Raw genomic sequence first — 18,762 nt, forward strand, 5'->3', positions numbered from 1 at the left:
GTCACTCCTTGTCTGCTAAAAATGTGACTCAAAAACCCTTTGCCGGATGGCGGCCCAGCATCTGTTTACATCATTACGACGTCAAACTGCTCCTGGTTATAGAGCGGTTCAATTTGTACTTTAACCTGTTTACCAACGAAAATTTCCACTTCCGCCAGCGAGTGTGACTCTTCGCCTTTCAAGGCTTCAGCTACTGCCGGAGAAGCATAGACCAGGAAACGGTCAGAGTCGTAAGCATGGTGTACACGAACAATCTCGCGCATGATTTCATAGCATACCGTTTCCACGGTTTTCACCGTTCCGCGACCGTGGCAGGTTGGGCATTCGTTACACAGTACGTGCTCAATGCTTTCGCGGGTGCGTTTACGCGTCATCTCCACCAGCCCCAGCGCCGAAAAACCATTAACGCTGGTTTTCACCCGGTCTTTGCTCAACGCCTGCTCCAGCGAATGCAACACACGGCGACGGTGATCTTCATTATTCATGTCGATGAAATCAATAATGATAATCCCGCCCAGATTGCGCAACCGTAACTGGCGAGCGATAGCCTGCGTCGCTTCAATATTGGTATTGAAAATGGTGTCGTCCAGATTGCGATGACCGACAAACGCTCCGGTATTGATGTCCACGGTGGTCATCGCTTCGGTCTGGTCGATAATCAGATAACCACCGGATTTCAGTTCAACTTTGCGTTCCAGCGCTCGCTGGATTTCGTTTTCGACATCAAAGAGATCGAAAATCGGCTGGCGTCCGGTGTAATGCTCCAGCTTGCTGGTCATCTCGGGAATGTACTCCGAGGTGAACTCAAGTAATGCTTCGTAAGTCAGGCGTGAGTCAACGCGAATGCGATCCAGTTCGGCGTCGGCGAAATCACGCAGAACACGCTGCGCCAGCGCCAGTTCGCCGTACAGCTGATAACGAGTCTGCGGGCGCTTTTTACGCTCCATCACTTTGGTCCAGACGCGTTTCAGATAAGCGGCATCGGAGGCCAGTTCAGCCTCGCCAACCCCTTCAGCTGCGGTACGGATGATAAACCCGCCCTGCTCGTCGCAATACTCTGCGACCACTTTTTTCAGGCGTTCACGTTCTGATTCGCTTTCAATTCGTTGGGAAACCCCAACGTGAGAAGCCCCTGGCATAAACACCAGATAGCGAGAAGGCAGCGTGATATCGGTAGTCAGGCGCGCACCTTTAGTGCCAAGCGGATCTTTCACCACCTGCACCATCAGATCTTGCCCCTGACGGACCAGTTCCGAGATGTCGCGTACCGTGAATTGCTTTTGTTCTTCACCCGCCACACATTCAGTGTGCGGCATGATATCGGATGCATGAAGAAACGCGGCTTTATCCAGCCCAATATCTACAAAAGCCGCCTGCATACCCGGAAGTACACGACTTACACGACCCTTGTAGATATTGCCTACTATTCCGCGTCGCGCCTCACGTTCAATATGAATTTCCTGCAGAATACCGCCATCAATATACGCCACTCGCGTTTCCGAAGGCGTTACGTTTACCAACAATTCAGCCGTCATGTTTATCCCTTTTCTCACGCAGTGCGTTAAAATTACTTAATAATTCATACGTTTCAACCAGCGGTAAGCCGACTACGGCGTGATAGCTGCCATTTATCTTCCTGACAAAACAGCCACCCAGCCCCTGAATACCGTATGCACCTGCTTTATCTAACGGTTCACCGCTGGCGACATAGCCCGCGATGTCTTCGTCTGTTAACGTTCTGAAAGTCACATCGGTGACCACCAGGCAATCGAGAATGTGCTGACTGTCGGCCAACGCCACTGCCGTCATTACCTGATGGGTCTGGCCCGATAATTTGCGCAACATCTGCACCGCATGCTCTGCGTCGCGCGGTTTCTCCAGCACTTCTCCGTTCAGGATAACGATAGTATCCGCACCCAGCACCGGGAGATCCTGCGCCGTTTGCGCGACACCCGCCTGTGCTTTCTCGCGCGCCAGACGCACAACATACTGCTGCGCGCTCTCCTGCGGCTGACGCTGCTCCTCAATGCCCGTAACAATACGTTCAAAGGTTACGCCAAGTTGCGCAAGTAACTCCTGACGACGCGGAGAACCGGAAGCTAAATACAGAGAAGTCATAGAAACCTTTATTGCACTGCAAACTGCTGACGGACTTTACGCATCAGCAAGAAAATCCACGGCCAGAGCACTCCATTGACTACACTACTCCAGAACACTTCCGGTCTGAAAGAGACGTTAATCACTAAAAACTCTGCCCAGAAAACAATAATATCCACCACCAGCGAAAGCAACATGACGACCAGCGCCTGCTGCCATAATGCGAGGTTGCGGAAAAGCTGATATTTCAGCGCCACCAGGTAAGCAATGATGCTCATCGCCAATACGCGTACGCCAAGTGTCGAGCCGCTGATCAGATCCAGTATGGCACCCATCACAAAACCTGTGCCCACATTTACGCGATGAGGCAAAGCCAGGATCCAATACAACAAGATGAGTAACACCCAGTTTGGCCGGAAAACAATCAGGTTATCCGGCCAGGGCATGATTTGCAGCAACAGCGCAATGAGGAAAGAGAGCCAGATTACCCAGCGTCCCTGGCTACGATAGCTCGCCACTATTGCCCTCCCGGCGCACGCGCAGGCGGTTGAGCACCACTTTGCGGCGGCGTAGCCCTTTGTGGAGAGCGATTAGCAGCAGGCTGTGTCGGCGCAGCAGGCGCAGTAGCTGCATTTCCTGTCGCCGGTTGCTGCGGAGTCGGCTGAGCGATCCCCGTTGCCGGTTCGGGTAACTTTGGCCCCATCGCGTCTGGCGAAGGCAATACCTGCGGCATCATCTGCATCAGACGTTCATTAGCAACACGATGCACCTCTTCCGGCGTCATCGGGTTAGCGCCGTTACGATCCGCGCCCCACAGCAGCAGCAGATAACGCAAACGTTGCAGTCCCGCAGTCGGACGCGCCTGAATCACAGTATAAGCGCGCTGGGTATCGAGTTTTACGGAAGAGACAACCGCGACCGGATAGCCTTCCGGGAAACGACCGCCCAGACCGGAAGTCACCAACACATCACCAACACGAATATCCGTATTCGCTGGCAGATGCTCAAGCTGCAAATCATCCGTACAACCGTTACCGGCTGCAATCACGCGGATATCGTTGCGCAGCACCTGAATTGGCAGCGCGTGGGTCGCATCACAAATCAGCAGCACGCGACTGGTCAGTTTAGCGACGGCCACCACCTGACCAACAACACCTTTGTCGCTGATGACCGGCTGGCCTTCATAAACGCCATTAACGCTACCTTTATCGATAACAACTTGATCGCTATAAGGATCGTTAACCGTGGAGATAACCTGAGTCACCATTTTCTGCTCATCCTGACGCAGCGGGGAACCCAGCAGTTCGCGCAGACGCGCGTTCTCCTGTTTGTATTGTCCAAGCATCAGCAGTTCACTGTTTTTCAGCAACAGTTCCTGACGTAACGCCCGGTTTTCAAGTTCTAGTTGGTCACGCGAGGCCAGCGTCTGCGATACGCCATCCAGCAATTCACGAGGAGCATTGGAAACAAAGTAGAAAGGACTGACGGCGGTATCCATATAAGTACGGATTTGACTGAACGTCCCCAGGCGGCTGTCGGCAATAATAATGCCGAGCGCCACCAGCACCGCCAGAATAAGGCGAATCTGTAGCGACGGGCCACGGCTAAAAATTGGCTTCATAAGTTATGCGTATTCTCGTATCAGACCAGGCAGGGTAAACAGACGCTTCCCCTGCCTGCATCCGATTACTCTTCGCTGAACAGGTCGCCGCCGTGCATGTCGATCATTTCCAGCGCTTTGCCGCCACCGCGCGCCACACAGGTCAGCGGGTCTTCAGCAACAACGACTGGAATGCCGGTTTCTTCCATTAACAAACGGTCAAGGTTACGCAGCAGTGCGCCACCACCGGTGAGCACCATGCCGCGCTCGGAGATGTCGGAAGCCAGTTCCGGCGGACATTGTTCCAGTGCAACCATTACTGCGCTCACAATACCGGTCAGCGGTTCCTGCAGTGCTTCGAGGATTTCGTTGGAGTTCAGGGTAAAACCGCGTGGAACACCTTCTGCCAGGTTACGGCCACGAACTTCGATTTCACGGACTTCATCGCCCGGGTAAGCCGAACCGATTTCGTGCTTGATACGTTCTGCGGTGGCTTCACCGATCAGAGAACCGTAATTACGACGCACATAGTTGATGATAGCTTCGTCGAAACGGTCACCACCAATGCGCACGGAAGAGGAGTAAACCACGCCGTTCAAGGAGATAACAGCAACTTCAGTGGTACCACCACCGATATCAACCACCATAGAACCGGTCGCTTCAGAAACCGGGAGGCCAGCACCAATTGCGGCAGCCATAGGTTCTTCAATCAGGAAGACTTCACGGGCACCAGCGCCCTGCGCGGATTCACGAATTGCGCGGCGTTCAACCTGGGTCGCGCCAACCGGCACACAAACCAGAACGCGCGGGCTTGGACGCATAAAGCTGTTGCTGTGCACTTGTTTGATGAAGTGCTGGAGCATTTTTTCAGTCACGAAGAAGTCGGCGATAACGCCGTCTTTCATTGGGCGAATGGCAGCAATATTGCCCGGCGTACGGCCCAGCATCTGCTTCGCGTCATGACCTACTGCAGCTACGCTTTTCGGTGAACCGGCACGATCCTGACGAATGGCCACCACGGAAGGCTCATTCAATACGATGCCTTGTCCTTTTACATAAATGAGGGTATTCGCAGTACCCAGGTCAATGGACAAGTCATTGGAAAACATGCCACGAAATTTTTTCAACATACTAAGGGATAATCCTGAAAGCTGGGGCGGAAAAGAAAATCCGCTTACTTTACCAACCACACGCAGCAGCGACAAGGCGCAAAAATCATCTGCTACGGTGAAAATTAGTGCAGTTCGTTTCCTTTGTTACAAATCTCTGCCTGAGTCCAGAAAGGCTTAATGCATCAGCAGCATTCCTCGCCTGTTTGCAACCGCGTAAGGTCATTCATCTGCATATGTGCTGCAACAATCTGGCGAGCAGACAAGCACACTCCCATGAGACGCAGCGCGCGTTATTCTACGTGAAAACGGATTAAACGGCAGGTTAAACCGAGTATCTTTGTGAATATTTTTTCACGTTAGTATCAAGTGGCTGTGAGGACGCGAAAAAATCCCCTTGCCCACCTGTAACACCGCGCTGAATCAGGGTCTGCCACTCGCTTCGCGAACGCACGCCGGTGGCGTAAACCTGGGTGCTGGTCCCGGAGCAGGCTTCCACCAGGCTTTGAACCAGCAGCTGGTTCTCCGTTCGCTTCTCAATGTTTCTGACCAGCCCCGGATGGAGCTTGAGTAACTCAACATTAAGTTCTTTGATCCAACTGGTGCTTACCAGCGTCAAACCAGCCTGGTTGACAGCTACCCGTACCCCTAAAGCATTCACTAAACGAATAACAGGTTGTAAGCGACTGATATGTTGACCAACATCGGCCTCTGCAAGTTCAATAATTATGCGTTTTCGTTGCGATCTTTCACATTGCATTAACGTATCGCGCAGCCAACGCTGAAAACGCGGGCGAATCAGCGACTCAACGGTAACCTGAATCGCCAGATTTTCCTCTGGCCAGTAACGCAATAGTGGAATAAGACGGCTGATTTGCAGACGGTCATACTCTTCCGATAAGCCAAACTGCAAGACCATCGGCATATACTCCGCCGAGCTAACCTCTTCATTACCATCGAAGATGCGGCACATGAGTTCGCGATGATGAACCTGACCTTCGCGAGTAACTGCCGGTTTTTGATAAAGGCGCGGGCCGCCGCGACTGAGCATTTGCTCGATAAGCGTACGCCAGCGAACATTACCGCGTCCTTTTTCAGGCAACAAGTCATCGTAAATAGCCCAGCTATTGCCGCCCTGCAATCCCGCATTACGCGTGGCAGACTCTGCATGTTCCATTACCTGCTCGGTATCCTGACCACTACGCCAGGCGCAGATACCAATGTGGATCATATCGTCGCGATCGAGCATTTTATTGTTCGGCAAGGTATCGACGGCTTTGATTAACTGACTGGCTATGCTCTCAGCCTCTTTTAACGTCCGGTGCGGCAACAGCGCAGCAAAATCACTGCGGTGGTAACGCGCCAGCAGTGCGCCAGGATAGCGCATCATAAATGTCGACAGCAGATTCGTCAGAGTGAAGAACTGTTCTTCAACCTGGCTGTGCCCCCAGGTATCGCTCAACATATTGAAATCCGGTAGACGAATCATCATCACGATCCCGTGGGTACCTACTTTCTCCTGATCTTCCAGTAACGTTGCTAACTGATTATCGAAGAAGAGTCGGTTATTGAGGCCGGTTTTCATGTCCTGGGCGGCATAAGAGCGGATCAGCGTATCAAGACGGCTGTGTTGTTCGCGTGCGTTCTGAATTTCACGAAGCAGCGTATCCAGCGCACTGCTGATTCTGGGCGGCCATTCATAGATGGTTCCCAACACATTAGAGCCACGCTCACCGTTTAAGATACGAGTAGCCCGGGTTTCCAGCAATTCTTGCCCGGCAAGTTGCCGTTGTAACCAGCGTACCGCCAGGAAGAGCATAAGAATGATAAAGCCAATCGCCCCCGTGAGCGGCGCGGTGGTCATCAACGAATGGAAATAGTTGCCCATCGGATCCTGATAAACCAGACGCAGCGACATCCCCGGATGCTTTATCAACGGAACGCTCAGTTCGCGAAACAGATCGCTGGTGCCAACCGGACGATAACTACCATTTCTGGCGAGGGTATAAACCTGTTTATCACCATGCAGCAGGTCTACACGAACGATATCTGCTGACATCATTAATTCGGTAATTTGTGGCCTTAATGTGCTGAAGTCATTCGACACAAGATGGGTATCAATCGCCGTCGCCACCGCCTGAACGCGATGACTAAACTTATACTGAATGGCGTTGTAGAAACTTAGCGAACAGCCCAGCAAAGTCACAAAAATTGTTAACCCGGTGAGCAGCGTAACAAAGGCCGAAAATTTCGTCGTTAATCTCATCCTTGTGTTAACTCCGATAGTGAGGAAGCGGGCATACTAGCAAATCAGATTTATCTCGCAATTTATTGCGCTTCATCGGCTTTGCTTTTCCATTAGCGAGTATAGTCTTCAGAAATTATTTTCCAATCCATCATGCACATGAGGACCACTTATGCAGGCGTTACTTTTAGAACAGCAGGACGGCAAAACTCTCGCATCGGTAAAGACTCTGGACGAAAGTTGCCTGCCGGAGGGCGATGTCACGGTTGATGTTCACTGGTCGAGCCTGAACTACAAAGATGCGCTGGCGATTACCGGTAAGGGAAAAATCATCCGTAATTTTCCGATGATTCCTGGGATCGATTTTGCCGGAACTGTACGCACCAGCGAAGATCCGCGTTTTCATGCCGGTCAGGAGGTGTTACTCACTGGCTGGGGCGTTGGTGAAAACCACTGGGGGGGGCTGGCGGAGCAGGCGCGAGTGAAAGGTGACTGGCTGGTTGCCATGCCGCAAGGGCTGGACGCGCGTAAAGCAATGATTATCGGTACTGCCGGTTTTACCGCCATGCTGTGTGTGATGGCGCTGGAAGATGCCGGTGTTCGCCCGCAGGATGGGGAGATTGTCGTGACGGGTGCCAGTGGTGGCGTCGGCAGTACCGCCGTGGCGCTGCTGCATAAGTTGGGTTATCAGGTCGTTGCCGTTTCTGGTCGCGAAAGTACCCATGAATATCTGAAAAGTTTAGGAGCCAGCCGTATTCTCCCTCGCGATGAGTTTGCCGAATCCCGTCCTCTGGAAAAACAAGTCTGGGCTGGGGCAATTGACACCGTTGGCGACAAAGTGCTGGCAAAAGTGCTGGCGCAAATGAATTACGGCGGCTGCGTGGCGGCCTGTGGTCTGGCGGGTGGTTTCACTCTGCCGACCACGGTCATGCCATTTATTCTGCGTAATGTCCGTTTACAGGGGGTGGATTCAGTGATGACGCCACCAACACGCCGCGCACAAGCCTGGCAGCGATTGGTCGCCGATTTACCGGAATCATTCTATACCCAGGCGGCACAAGAGATATCTCTGGCAGAGGCACCGAAGTTTGCCGAGGCCATCATTAATAACCAGATCCAGGGTCGCACGCTGGTGAAGGTTAACTAACCATTTAGCAAGGATTAATAAGAGAGGGAACTCATTTTGAAATCATTATTCAATCGGTTAACGGGAAAAGCGGTTAGCCGGACAGCTTTCGTCGAACATCTTGGTCATGAAGTTGTACAACATCATCCAAACTGGAAAGTCATGATTTCGACTGACCATAAATTGATGCGCACTGTTACTCCACTAAACAGCCATTATTGATACGCCTCCGTCGCCTGTTAGGTTTATGGTGCTTTGCCTGGGCGACGCTACGCTTAACCTGTTACTGATTTCTGGTACCATGGGGTGAATAATCTGATTTTATTTGCCTACAAATTAACCACTCGAACGTATTTGATGCTGAGCATTGTCAGACGGTTGATTTTGCGTGCTTTAGCATTCACATCTATCCAGACGATACAGTGAAAATTGCGTAATCCTCAGCAACCGCTGCGTAATGTCGTCTATCTTGTCGCGATCCTGGCATCCCTACATTATTTGTGGTCTGTGAAGATTATCTCATTACAGCCCCTCATCTTCGCAGGGCTGGCTTTACAGCTTTTAGCCTTACGTTATAAGAAGTTCCGTCGATGATGGCGCTAATTTCGTGAATTGTGCGGCTTGTTGCAAATTACACGGTGTTGAAGGTTATTTACATGTTAGCTGTTGATTATCTTCCCTGATAAGACCAGTATTTAGCTGCCAATTGCTACGAAATCGTTATAATGTGCGACCTCGTCCTCCCTGACGCAGTTTTTGCGCTGCGGAAAAGGTGACATTGGCGCAACGAAGGTATATTTTGTTTTTTGCCGGAGGATAGCAGCAGATCGCTGCATAATGTCCGTCAAGTCTAACATTGACACTCTGGGGCAAAATAGACCGGCGTCCCGGCCTGCTGGAATTTATCGCTATGCATACAGCTGTCGGGGCATACGCTTTACAGACGGCGGTGAAACGCCTGTCACAATCACACTAAACAAAGAGTACGGAACCCACTCATGGATATTCGTAAGATTAAAAAACTGATCGAGCTGGTTGAAGAATCAGGCATCTCCGAACTGGAAATTTCTGAAGGCGAAGAGTCAGTACGCATTAGCCGTGCAGCTCCTGCCGCAAGTTTCCCTGTGATGCAACAAGCTTACGCTGCACCAATGATGCAGCAGCCAGCTCAATCTAACGCAGCCGCTCCGGCGACCGTTCCTTCCATGGAAGCGCCAGCAGCAGCGGAAATCAGTGGTCACATCGTACGTTCCCCGATGGTTGGTACTTTCTACCGCACCCCAAGCCCGGACGCGAAAGCGTTCATCGAAGTGGGTCAGAAAGTCAACGTGGGCGATACCCTGTGCATCGTTGAAGCCATGAAAATGATGAACCAGATCGAAGCGGACAAATCCGGTACCGTGAAAGCAATTCTGGTCGAAAGTGGACAACCGGTAGAATTTGACGAGCCGCTGGTCGTCATCGAGTAACGAGGCGAACATGCTGGATAAAATTGTTATTGCCAACCGCGGCGAGATTGCATTGCGTATTCTTCGTGCCTGTAAAGAACTGGGCATCAAGACTGTCGCTGTGCACTCCAGCGCGGATCGCGATCTAAAACACGTATTACTGGCAGATGAAACGGTCTGTATCGGCCCTGCTCCGTCAGTAAAAAGTTATCTGAACATCCCGGCAATCATCAGCGCCGCTGAAATCACCGGCGCAGTAGCAATCCATCCGGGCTACGGCTTCCTCTCCGAGAACGCCAACTTTGCCGAGCAGGTTGAGCGCTCCGGCTTTATCTTCATCGGCCCGAAAGCAGAAACCATTCGCCTGATGGGCGACAAAGTATCCGCAATCGCGGCGATGAAAAAAGCGGGCGTTCCTTGCGTACCGGGTTCTGACGGCCCGCTGGGCGACGATATGGATAAAAACCGCGCCATTGCTAAACGCATTGGTTATCCGGTAATTATCAAAGCCTCCGGCGGCGGCGGCGGTCGCGGTATGCGCGTAGTGCGCGGCGACGCTGAACTGGCACAATCCATCTCCATGACCCGTGCGGAAGCGAAAGCTGCTTTCAGCAACGATATGGTTTACATGGAGAAATACCTGGAAAATCCTCGCCACGTCGAGATTCAGGTACTGGCTGACGGTCAAGGCAACGCTATCTATCTGGCGGAACGTGACTGTTCCATGCAGCGCCGCCACCAGAAAGTGGTCGAAGAAGCACCAGCACCGGGCATTACCCCGGAACTGCGTCGCTACATCGGCGAACGTTGCGCTAAAGCATGTGTTGATATCGGCTATCGCGGTGCGGGTACTTTCGAGTTCCTGTTCGAAAACGGCGAGTTCTATTTCATCGAAATGAACACCCGTATTCAGGTAGAACACCCGGTTACTGAAATGATCACCGGCGTTGACCTGATCAAAGAACAGCTGCGTATCGCTGCCGGTCAACCGCTGTCGATCAAGCAAGAAGAAGTTCACGTTCGCGGCCATGCGGTGGAATGTCGTATCAACGCCGAAGATCCGAACACCTTCCTGCCAAGTCCGGGCAAAATTACCCGTTTCCACGCACCTGGCGGTTTTGGCGTACGTTGGGAGTCTCATATCTACGCGGGCTACACCGTACCGCCGTACTATGACTCAATGATCGGTAAGCTGATTTGCTACGGTGAAAACCGTGACGTGGCGATTGCCCGCATGAAGAATGCGCTGCAGGAGCTGATCATCGACGGTATCAAAACCAACGTTGATCTGCAGATCCGCATCATGAATGACGAGAACTTCCAGCATGGTGGCACTAATATCCACTATCTGGAGAAAAAACTCGGTCTTCAGGAAAAATAAGACTGCAAAAGCGTCAAAAGGCCGGATTTTCCGGCCTTTTTTATTACTGGGGATCGACAACCCCCATAAGGTACAATCCCCGCTTTCTTCACCCATCAGGGACAAAAAATGGACACTCGTTTTGTTCAGGCCCATAAAGAGGCGCGCTGGGCGCTGGGGCTGACCCTTTTGTATCTGGCGGTATGGTTAGTAGCCGCTTACTTACCTGGCGTTGCCCCCGGTTTTACCGGCTTTCCGCGCTGGTTTGAGATGGCCTGCATCCTGACGCCGCTGCTGTTTATTGGACTGTGCTGGGCGATGGTGAAATTTATCTATCGCGATATCCCACTGGAGGATGACGATGCAGCTTGAAGTGATTCTACCGCTGGTCGCCTATCTGGTGGTGGTGTTCGGTATCTCTGTTTATGCGATGCGTAAACGGAGCACAGGCACCTTCCTTAATGAGTATTTCCTCGGCAGCCGCTCTATGGGCGGTATTGTGCTGGCGATGACGCTCACCGCGACCTATATCAGTGCCAGTTCGTTTATCGGCGGGCCTGGCGCTGCTTATAAATACGGCCTGGGTTGGGTATTGCTGGCGATGATTCAGCTTCCTGCGGTCTGGCTTTCGCTCGGTATTCTCGGCAAGAAGTTCGCGATTCTTGCGCGCCGCTACAATGCGGTGACGCTGAACGATATGCTGTTTGCCCGCTACCAGAGTCGTCTGCTGGTGTGGCTGGCGAGTTTAAGTTTGCTGGTTGCGTTCGTTGGTGCGATGACCGTGCAGTTTATCGGCGGTGCGCGTCTGCTGGAAACTGCGGCGGGTATCCCTTATGAAACAGGTTTGCTGATTTTTGGCATCAGCATTGCGCTTTACACCGCCTTCGGCGGCTTTCGCGCCAGCGTGCTGAACGACACCATGCAAGGACTGGTGATGCTGATTGGCACCGTTGTGCTGCTTATTGGCGTGGTCCATGCTGCTGGCGGCTTAAGCAATGCGGTAGAGACGCTGCAAACCATCGATCCGCAACTGGTTACGCCACAAGGCGCTGACGATATTCTGTCGCCTGCGTTTATGACGTCGTTCTGGGTGCTGGTGTGTTTTGGCGTGATTGGCCTGCCACATACTGCGGTGCGCTGTATCTCTTATAAAGACAGCAAAGCCGTACATCGGGGGATCATCATCGGTACGATTGTGGTCGCAATCCTGATGTTCGGTATGCACCTGGCCGGAGCGTTAGGTCGGGCGGTGATCCCCGATCTCACCGTACCGGACCTGGTGATCCCGACGTTAATGGTAAAAGTGTTGCCACCGTTTGCTGCCGGGATCTTCCTGGCTGCACCTATGGCTGCGATCATGTCGACGATCAATGCCCAGTTGCTGCAAAGTTCCGCTACGATCATTAAAGATCTCTATTTGAATATCCGTCCGGATCAAATGCAAAACGAGACGCGTCTGAAGCGGATGTCGGCGGTAATTACGTTAGTTCTCGGTGCGTTGCTGCTGCTTGCCGCCTGGAAGCCGCCAGAAATGATCATCTGGCTGAATTTGCTGGCCTTCGGTGGGCTGGAAGCCGTTTTCCTGTGGCCGCTGGTACTGGGTCTTTACTGGGAACGCGCCAACGCCAAAGGCGCGCTAAGTGCGATGATTGTTGGCGGCGTACTGTATGCCGTACTCGCGACGCTGAATATTCAGTACCTGGGCTTCCACCCTATCGTGCCCTCGTTACTACTAAGTTTGCTGGCTTTCCTGGTCGGAAACCGTTTCGGTACATCCGTCCCGCAAGCTACCGTTTTGACTACTGATAAATAAAGAGTTTTGCCATGCCTTGGATCCAACTGAAACTGAACACTACCGGCGCGAACGCGGAAGATCTTAGCGATGCGCTGATGGAAGCGGGTGCCGTTTCTATCACTTTTCAGGATACCCACGATACGCCTGTATTTGAGCCGCTGCCGGGCGAAACGCGCCTGTGGGGCGACACCGATGTGATTGGTCTGTTCGACGCTGAAACCGATATGAACGACGTGGTGGCGATTCTGGAAAACCATCCGCTGCTCGGCGCGGGCTTCGCGCATAAAATCGAACAACTGGAAGATAAAGACTGGGAGCGCGAATGGATGGATAATTTCCACCCGATGCGCTTTGGTGAACGACTGTGGATCTGCCCAAGCTGGCGTGATGTGCCGGACGAAAACGCCGTCAACGTGATGTTAGACCCAGGGCTGGCGTTTGGTACGGGTACCCATCCAACTACCTCTCTGTGCCTGCAATGGCTCGACAGCCTCGATTTAACCGGTAAAACAGTCATCGACTTTGGCTGCGGTTCCGGCATTCTGGCTATCGCGGCGCTGAAACTGGGTGCAGCAAAAGCCATTGGTATTGATATTGATCCGCAGGCGATTCAGGCCAGCCGCGACAACGCGGAACGTAATGGCGTCTCTGACCGTCTGGAACTCTACTTACCGAAAGATCAGCCAGAAGAAATGAAAGCCGACGTGGTGGTCGCTAACATCCTTGCAGGCCCATTACGTGAACTGGCACCGTTAATCAGCGTCCTGCCAGTTTCAGGCGGTTTGCTGGGCCTTTCCGGTATTCTGGCAAGCCAGGCAGAGAGCGTTTGCGAAGCTTATGCCGACAGCTTCGCTCTGGACCCGGTCGTGGAAAAAGAAGAGTGGTGCCGCATTACCGGTCGTAAGAATTAACCTTCGCATCGCCGTAGGGTGACGCAGGGCGAAGTGCGAGCAAGGTCACAAAAGGCACGTGAATTTGCCGATTATTTACGCAAATTTGCGTGCCAAAATTTTCATTCATAAAGAAAAAGTGAGAACTTACTCAAATTTCTTTGAGTGTAAATTTTAGTCACTATTTTCTAATATGATGATTTTTATGAGTAATTATCGCGCTACGCTCATTTTAAATGCAATTCTTTGATCCATCTCAGAGGATTGGTCAAAGTTTGGCCTTTCATCTCGTGCAAAAAATGCGTAATATACGCCGCCTTGCAGTCACAGTATGGTCATTTCTTAACTCATGCGCATCGGACAATATCAGCTCAGAAATCGCCTGATCGCAGCGCCCATGGCTGGCATTACAGACAGACCTTTTCGGACGTTGTGCTACGAGATGGGAGCCGGATTGACAGTATCCGAGATGATGTCTTCTAACCCTCAGGTTTGGGAAAGCGACAAATCTCGTTTACGGATGGTGCACATTGATGAACCCGGTATTCGCACCGTGCAAATTGCTGGTAGCGATCCGAAAGAAATGGCAGATGCAGCACGTATTAACGTGGAAAGCGGTGCCCAGATTATTGATATCAATATGGGTTGCCCGGCTAAAAAAGTGAATCGCAAGCTCGCAGGTTCAGCCCTCTTGCAGTACCCGGATGTCGTTAAATCGATCCTTACCGAGGTCGTCAATGCAGTGGACGTTCCTGTTACCCTGAAAATTCGCACTGGCTGGGCACCGGAACACCGTAACTGCGAAGAGATTGCCCAACTGGCTGAAGACTGTGGCATTCAGGCTCTGACCATTCATGGCCGTACACGCGCCTGTTTGTTCAATGGAGAAGCTGAGTACGACAGTATTCGGGCAGTTAAGCAGAAAGTTTCCATTCCGGTTATCGCGAATGGCGACATTACTGACCCGCTTAAAGCCAGAGCTGTGCTCGACTATACAGGGGCGGATGCCCTGATGATAGGCCGCGCAGCTCAGGGAAGACCCTGGATCTTTCGGGAAATCCAGCATTATCTGGACACTGGGGAGTTGCTGCCCCCGCTGCCTTTGGCAGAGGTTAAGCGCTTGCTTTGCGCGCACGTTCGGGAACTGCATGACTTTTATGGTCCGGCAAAAGGGTACCGAATTGCACGTAAACACGTTTCCTGGTATCTCCAGGAACACGCTCCAAATGACCAGTTTCGGCGCACATTCAACGCCATTGAGGATGCCAGCGAACAGCTGGAGGCGTTGGAGGCATACTTCGAAAATTTTGCGTAAACAGAAATAAAGAGCTGACAGAACTATGTTCGAACAACGCGTAAATTCTGACGTACTGACCGTTTCTACCGTTAACTCTCAGGATCAGGTAACCCAAAAACCCCTGCGTGACTCGGTTAAACAGGCACTGAAGAACTATTTTGCTCAACTGAACGGTCAGGATGTGAATGACCTCTATGAGCTGGTACTGGCTGAAGTAGAACAGCCCCTGTTGGACATGGTGATGCAATACACCCGTGGTAACCAGACCCGTGCTGCGCTGATGATGGGCATCAACCGTGGTACGCTGCGTAAAAAATTGAAAAAATACGGCATGAACTAATTCAGGTTAGCTAAATGCTTGATTAAAAAGGCGCTACTCGGCATGGGGAAGCGCCTTTTTTATAGGTGTCACAAAGGGAGTGACCATGAGAACAGGATGTGAACCGACCCGATTTGGTAATGAAGCAAAGACCATCATCCAGGGTGATGCATTAACCGAACTTAAAAAGCTCCCCGCCGAAAGTGTCGATCTGATCTTTGCCGACCCACCGTATAACATCGGTAAAAATTTTGATGGTCTGATCGAAGCCTGGAAAGAAGATCTGTTTATCGACTGGCTGTTTGAAGTGATTGCAGAGTGCCATCGCGTTCTGAAAAAGCAGGGCAGCATGTACATCATGAATAGCACGGAAAACATGCCCTTTATCGATCTCCAGTGCCGCAAGCTTTTTACCATCAAAAGTCGCATCGTCTGGTCATATGACAGTTCTGGAGTGCAGGCGAAAAAACACTACGGCTCCATGTACGAACCCATCCTGATGATGGTGAAAGACGCAAAGAACTACACATTCAACGGTGATGCTATTCTGGTAGAAGCCAAAACCGGATCGCAGCGTGCGTTAATCGATTATCGCAAAAATCCTCCACAGCCTTACAATCATCAAAAAGTACCGGGTAACGTCTGGGATTTTCCGCGCGTGCGTTATTTAATGGATGAATATGAGAATCACCCGACGCAAAAACCGGAAGCCTTACTGAAACGCATTATTCTCGCCTCTTCCAACCCAGGCGATATCGTTCTCGACCCGTTTGCCGGTAGCTTTACTACCGGTGCCGTAGCCGTCGCCAGCGGGCGAAAATTCATTGGTATTGAGATCAACAGCGAGTACATCAAAATGGGGCTTCGACGGCTGGATGTCACGTCGCATTACTCTGCGGAAGAACTGGCGAAAGTGAAAAAAAGAAAGACCGGCAACCTGTCAAAACGAAGCAGGTTAAGCGAAGTTGACCCCGATCTCATTGCAAAGTAAAGGAAGTGTAAGCCTGGTTTTCAGATTATTCATTTCGTGTATATTTCCTGCCAGACTTGGTTAAACATGCACAGGCTCAGGTAATGATTCGCAAGTATTGGTGGCTCGTCGTTTTCGCTGTCTTCGTTTTTCTGTTTGATACTTTACTGATGCAGTGGATTGAACTGCTGGCAACAGAAACAGACAAATGCCGCAATATGAACTCAGTTAATCCACTAAAACTGGTTAACTGTGATGAACTGAATTTTCAGGACAGAATGTGAATTTATATGACACTTAATTCACTCGTTTGATGAATTAATTTCGTTATGTTTTCATCTGGCATGAACATTCTTAATACGTTATCGACCAGTGCGGGTGCTTGTTTATAAAGATCATAACCCGCCATATTCATTAACCAGTTTTGAACAATTCCGCTGAAGGCACCATCAATAATAATCATCACAACATCTAAATCGAGATTATTTGCTATACAACCTTGTTGCTGACATGCCTGCAATACTTCGCGGAGATTCTGCGGATTAAAGCCCATCTTTTCGCGTATCACTCCCTCGGCCAGCATCTCATCATTAAATTCACATTTGTGATATAAGATTTTCAGCAACGCCTGCTGGCGGGGAATTTTGGCAATATATTGCAAGCCGACAATCAATTTTTCACGCAATTGTTGAAACGGGTCATGCTCTAATCCAGCCGTCAAGTGTTCCTGGATTAACTCCCACAATGAAGGGTGTTGCAACCACATCTCATTAAACAGTTGAGTCTTGTTTTCGAAGTGCCAGTAGATAGCGCCACGCGTAACGTTAGCGGCGTCGGCAATGTCGTTGAGCGTCGTCTTGCTTACGCCATGCTGCGCAAACTGGGCGATGGCAGTTTCAATCAGTTCTTGCCGGGTCTTCAGGGCTTCAGCTTTGGTTCTTTTTGCCATGATTAATTATTCAGGAAATAAATATATTCGACACAGGATGAGAAAATAGCGAAGGTTAATCTATCACCTAATGTATATTTATACAAGAGGCTAATATTGAGTTGCTATAAATCGTCAAATAAATAACGTTTATTATTTACCTAAAATACATTCACTCTATCAATATATATTTCAATTTACGAGGATTTGATTCTACCTCTTTCAACCCGCGTCAAAATAAAACAGTAGAATATTAATCTTTTTTTGTGTTTATGTGCCTTGAGACGCCAGTATTCATAACTATTCCTTACATCGACGAATGATAATTTGTAGGATAGCGAACTGTATTTTTCTTTCTGCGAGTTAACGCGTTGCCTTTTTGGGTAAATAACGCGCTTTTGGTTTTTTGAGGAATAGTAATGACGAAACATGCCAGGTTTTTCCTCCTGCCCTCCTTTATTCTGATCTCCGCGGCTTTAATCGCCGGTTGTAACGATAAGGGAGAAGAGAAAGCTCACGTCGGTGAACCGCAGGTTACCGTTCATATTGTGAAAACGGCCCCGTTAGAAGTTAAGACTGAATTACCAGGCCGCACCAATGCTTACCGTATAGCCGAAGTTCGCCCACAGGTTAGCGGGATCGTACTGAATCGCAATTTCACTGAAGGCAGCGATGTGCAAGCAGGCCAGTCTCTGTACCAGATCGATCCCGCGACCTATCAGGCAAGTTATGACAGCACGAAAGGCGAACTGGCGAAAAGTGAAGCCGCCGCCGCCATCGCGCATTTGACGGTAAAACGTTACGTTCCGCTCGTGGGTACGAAATACATCAGCCAGCAGGAGTACGACCAGGCCATTGCTGATGCTCGCCAGGCCGATGCCGCCGTGATTGCCGCAAAAGCCACAGTCGAAAGCGCTCACATCAATCTTGCTTATACCAAAGTGACTGCGCCAATTAGCGGACGTATCGGCAAATCGACTGTGACCGAAGGCGCTCTTGTCACTAATGGGCAAACGACTGAACTGGCGACTGTCCAGCAGCTCGATCCTATCTACGTTGATGTGACCCAATCCAGCAACGATTTTATGAGGCTGAAGCAATCCGTAGAGCAAGGAAATTTGCATAAGGAAAACGCCACCAGCAACGTAGAGTTGGTCATGGAGAACGGTCAAACCTATCCCCTGAAAGGTACGCTGCAATTCTCCGATGTTACCGTTGATGAAAGCACCGGCTCCATAACCCTACGTGCTGTCTTCCCTAACCCGCAACATACGCTTTTACCTGGTATGTTTGTGCGCGCACGGATTGATGAAGGCGTCCAATCTGATGCCATTCTTATCCCGCAACAAGGCGTTAGCCGCACACCGCGTGGTGATGCAACCGTGCTGATTGTTAACGATAAAAGTCAGGTTGAAGCGCGCCCTGTCGTTGCCAGCCAGGCGATTGGCGATAAATGGTTGATTAGCGAAGGGCTGAAATCTGGCGATCAAGTCATTGTCAGCGGCCTGCAAAAAGCGCGTCCGGGAGAGCAGGTTAAAGCCACTACCGATACCCCCGCAGATTCTGCATCGAAGTAAG

The 18,762-nt window shown here is 50.9% G+C and carries 18 protein-coding genes; 11 read left to right on the plus strand and 7 right to left on the minus strand.

Going from position 1 to position 18,762, the window contains the following annotated elements:
• Nucleotides 1–65 precede the first annotated feature (65 nt).
• The 6 genes from rng to csrD form a co-directional block, all read right to left on the minus strand.
• Complete coding sequence (gene rng / locus ACJHYR_RS05740; RefSeq protein WP_000123197.1) at nucleotides 66–1,535, minus strand: ribonuclease G; 1,470 nt, start codon at nucleotides 1,533–1,535, stop codon at nucleotides 66–68.
• Nucleotides 1,525–2,118 carry a nucleoside triphosphate pyrophosphatase YhdE gene (gene yhdE, locus ACJHYR_RS05745; protein ID WP_000203099.1) on the minus strand — a complete coding sequence of 198 codons (594 nt, stop codon included), beginning with the start codon at nucleotides 2,116–2,118 and terminating at the stop codon, nucleotides 1,525–1,527. The genes rng and yhdE overlap by 11 nt, the downstream gene beginning before the upstream one ends.
• Nucleotides 2,119–2,126: 8 nt before the next feature.
• Nucleotides 2,127–2,615 carry a rod shape-determining protein MreD gene (mreD, locus tag ACJHYR_RS05750; protein WP_000179409.1) on the minus strand — a complete coding sequence of 163 codons (489 nt, stop codon included), beginning with the start codon at nucleotides 2,613–2,615 and terminating at the stop codon, nucleotides 2,127–2,129.
• Nucleotides 2,615–3,718: a rod shape-determining protein MreC gene (gene mreC / locus ACJHYR_RS05755; protein WP_000802511.1), complete on the minus strand. Its 1,104-nt coding sequence runs from the start codon at nucleotides 3,716–3,718 to the stop codon at nucleotides 2,615–2,617. Before mreC ends, mreD begins: the two co-directional genes overlap by 1 nt.
• Nucleotides 3,719–3,783: 65 nt before the next feature.
• Nucleotides 3,784–4,827 carry a rod shape-determining protein MreB gene (gene mreB, locus ACJHYR_RS05760; protein WP_000913396.1) on the minus strand — a complete coding sequence of 348 codons (1,044 nt, stop codon included), beginning with the start codon at nucleotides 4,825–4,827 and terminating at the stop codon, nucleotides 3,784–3,786.
• 304 nt (nucleotides 4,828–5,131) lie between these two features.
• Entirely contained in the window at nucleotides 5,132–7,072 is a 1,941-nt protein-coding gene (csrD, locus tag ACJHYR_RS05765) for an RNase E specificity factor CsrD (protein ID WP_410233093.1), read from the minus strand.
• A gap of 151 nt (nucleotides 7,073–7,223) precedes the next feature.
• Between csrD and ACJHYR_RS05770 the strand changes: the two genes are divergently transcribed.
• The 10 genes from ACJHYR_RS05770 to ACJHYR_RS05815 all read left to right on the plus strand — a co-directional run bounded on the left by ACJHYR_RS05770 (nucleotide 7,224) and on the right by ACJHYR_RS05815 (nucleotide 16,540).
• Nucleotides 7,224–8,198: an MDR family oxidoreductase gene (locus tag ACJHYR_RS05770; RefSeq protein WP_001148440.1), complete on the plus strand. Its 975-nt coding sequence runs from the start codon at nucleotides 7,224–7,226 to the stop codon at nucleotides 8,196–8,198.
• Nucleotides 8,199–9,175: 977 nt separating this feature from the next.
• The gene (gene accB / locus ACJHYR_RS05775) at nucleotides 9,176–9,646 is read left to right on the plus strand and encodes an acetyl-CoA carboxylase biotin carboxyl carrier protein (protein WP_000354622.1); all 471 of its coding nucleotides are present in this window, start codon (nucleotides 9,176–9,178) and stop codon (nucleotides 9,644–9,646) included.
• A gap of 10 nt (nucleotides 9,647–9,656) precedes the next feature.
• Nucleotides 9,657–11,006, plus strand: a complete 1,350-nt coding sequence (gene accC / locus ACJHYR_RS05780) for an acetyl-CoA carboxylase biotin carboxylase subunit (RefSeq protein ID WP_000884639.1) — start codon at nucleotides 9,657–9,659, stop codon at nucleotides 11,004–11,006.
• A 108-nt stretch (nucleotides 11,007–11,114) separates the two neighbouring features.
• Nucleotides 11,115–11,357 (plus strand): YhdT family protein, encoded by a 243-nt coding sequence (locus ACJHYR_RS05785; protein WP_000381170.1) that lies wholly within the window; start codon nucleotides 11,115–11,117, stop codon nucleotides 11,355–11,357.
• Entirely contained in the window at nucleotides 11,347–12,798 is a 1,452-nt protein-coding gene (gene panF / locus ACJHYR_RS05790) for a sodium/pantothenate symporter (RefSeq protein ID WP_001175722.1), read from the plus strand. Before ACJHYR_RS05785 ends, panF begins: the two co-directional genes overlap by 11 nt.
• A gap of 11 nt (nucleotides 12,799–12,809) precedes the next feature.
• Entirely contained in the window at nucleotides 12,810–13,691 is an 882-nt protein-coding gene (gene prmA, locus ACJHYR_RS05795) for a 50S ribosomal protein L11 methyltransferase (protein WP_001145827.1), read from the plus strand.
• 328 nt (nucleotides 13,692–14,019) lie between these two features.
• A complete protein-coding gene (gene dusB, locus ACJHYR_RS05800; protein WP_001219652.1) occupies nucleotides 14,020–14,985 on the plus strand; it encodes a tRNA dihydrouridine synthase DusB in 966 nt (321 codons plus the stop codon).
• Nucleotides 14,986–15,010: 25 nt separating this feature from the next.
• Nucleotides 15,011–15,307 carry a DNA-binding transcriptional regulator Fis gene (gene fis, locus ACJHYR_RS05805; protein ID WP_000462905.1) on the plus strand — a complete coding sequence of 99 codons (297 nt, stop codon included), beginning with the start codon at nucleotides 15,011–15,013 and terminating at the stop codon, nucleotides 15,305–15,307.
• An 85-nt stretch (nucleotides 15,308–15,392) separates the two neighbouring features.
• Nucleotides 15,393–16,277, plus strand: a complete 885-nt coding sequence (gene yhdJ, locus ACJHYR_RS05810; RefSeq protein WP_059328206.1) for an adenine-specific DNA-methyltransferase — start codon at nucleotides 15,393–15,395, stop codon at nucleotides 16,275–16,277.
• 83 nt (nucleotides 16,278–16,360) lie between these two features.
• Nucleotides 16,361–16,540: a DUF2556 family protein gene (locus tag ACJHYR_RS05815; protein WP_001295275.1), complete on the plus strand. Its 180-nt coding sequence runs from the start codon at nucleotides 16,361–16,363 to the stop codon at nucleotides 16,538–16,540.
• A gap of 2 nt (nucleotides 16,541–16,542) precedes the next feature.
• Here the strand turns inward: ACJHYR_RS05815 and acrS are convergent, their stop codons facing one another.
• Nucleotides 16,543–17,205 carry a multidrug efflux transporter transcriptional repressor AcrS gene (acrS, locus tag ACJHYR_RS05820; protein ID WP_410233094.1) on the minus strand — a complete coding sequence of 221 codons (663 nt, stop codon included), beginning with the start codon at nucleotides 17,203–17,205 and terminating at the stop codon, nucleotides 16,543–16,545.
• Between the two features lie 398 nt (nucleotides 17,206–17,603).
• Between acrS and acrE the strand changes: the two genes are divergently transcribed.
• Nucleotides 17,604–18,761 carry a multidrug efflux RND transporter periplasmic adaptor subunit AcrE gene (gene acrE / locus ACJHYR_RS05825; protein WP_072837425.1) on the plus strand — a complete coding sequence of 386 codons (1,158 nt, stop codon included), beginning with the start codon at nucleotides 17,604–17,606 and terminating at the stop codon, nucleotides 18,759–18,761.
• Nucleotide 18,762: the final 1 nt, after the last annotated feature.

Origin of the sequence: Escherichia sp. WS1450, assembly GCF_046487395.1 — a bacterium.
Lineage (GTDB): Bacteria > Pseudomonadota > Gammaproteobacteria > Enterobacterales > Enterobacteriaceae > Escherichia > Escherichia coli.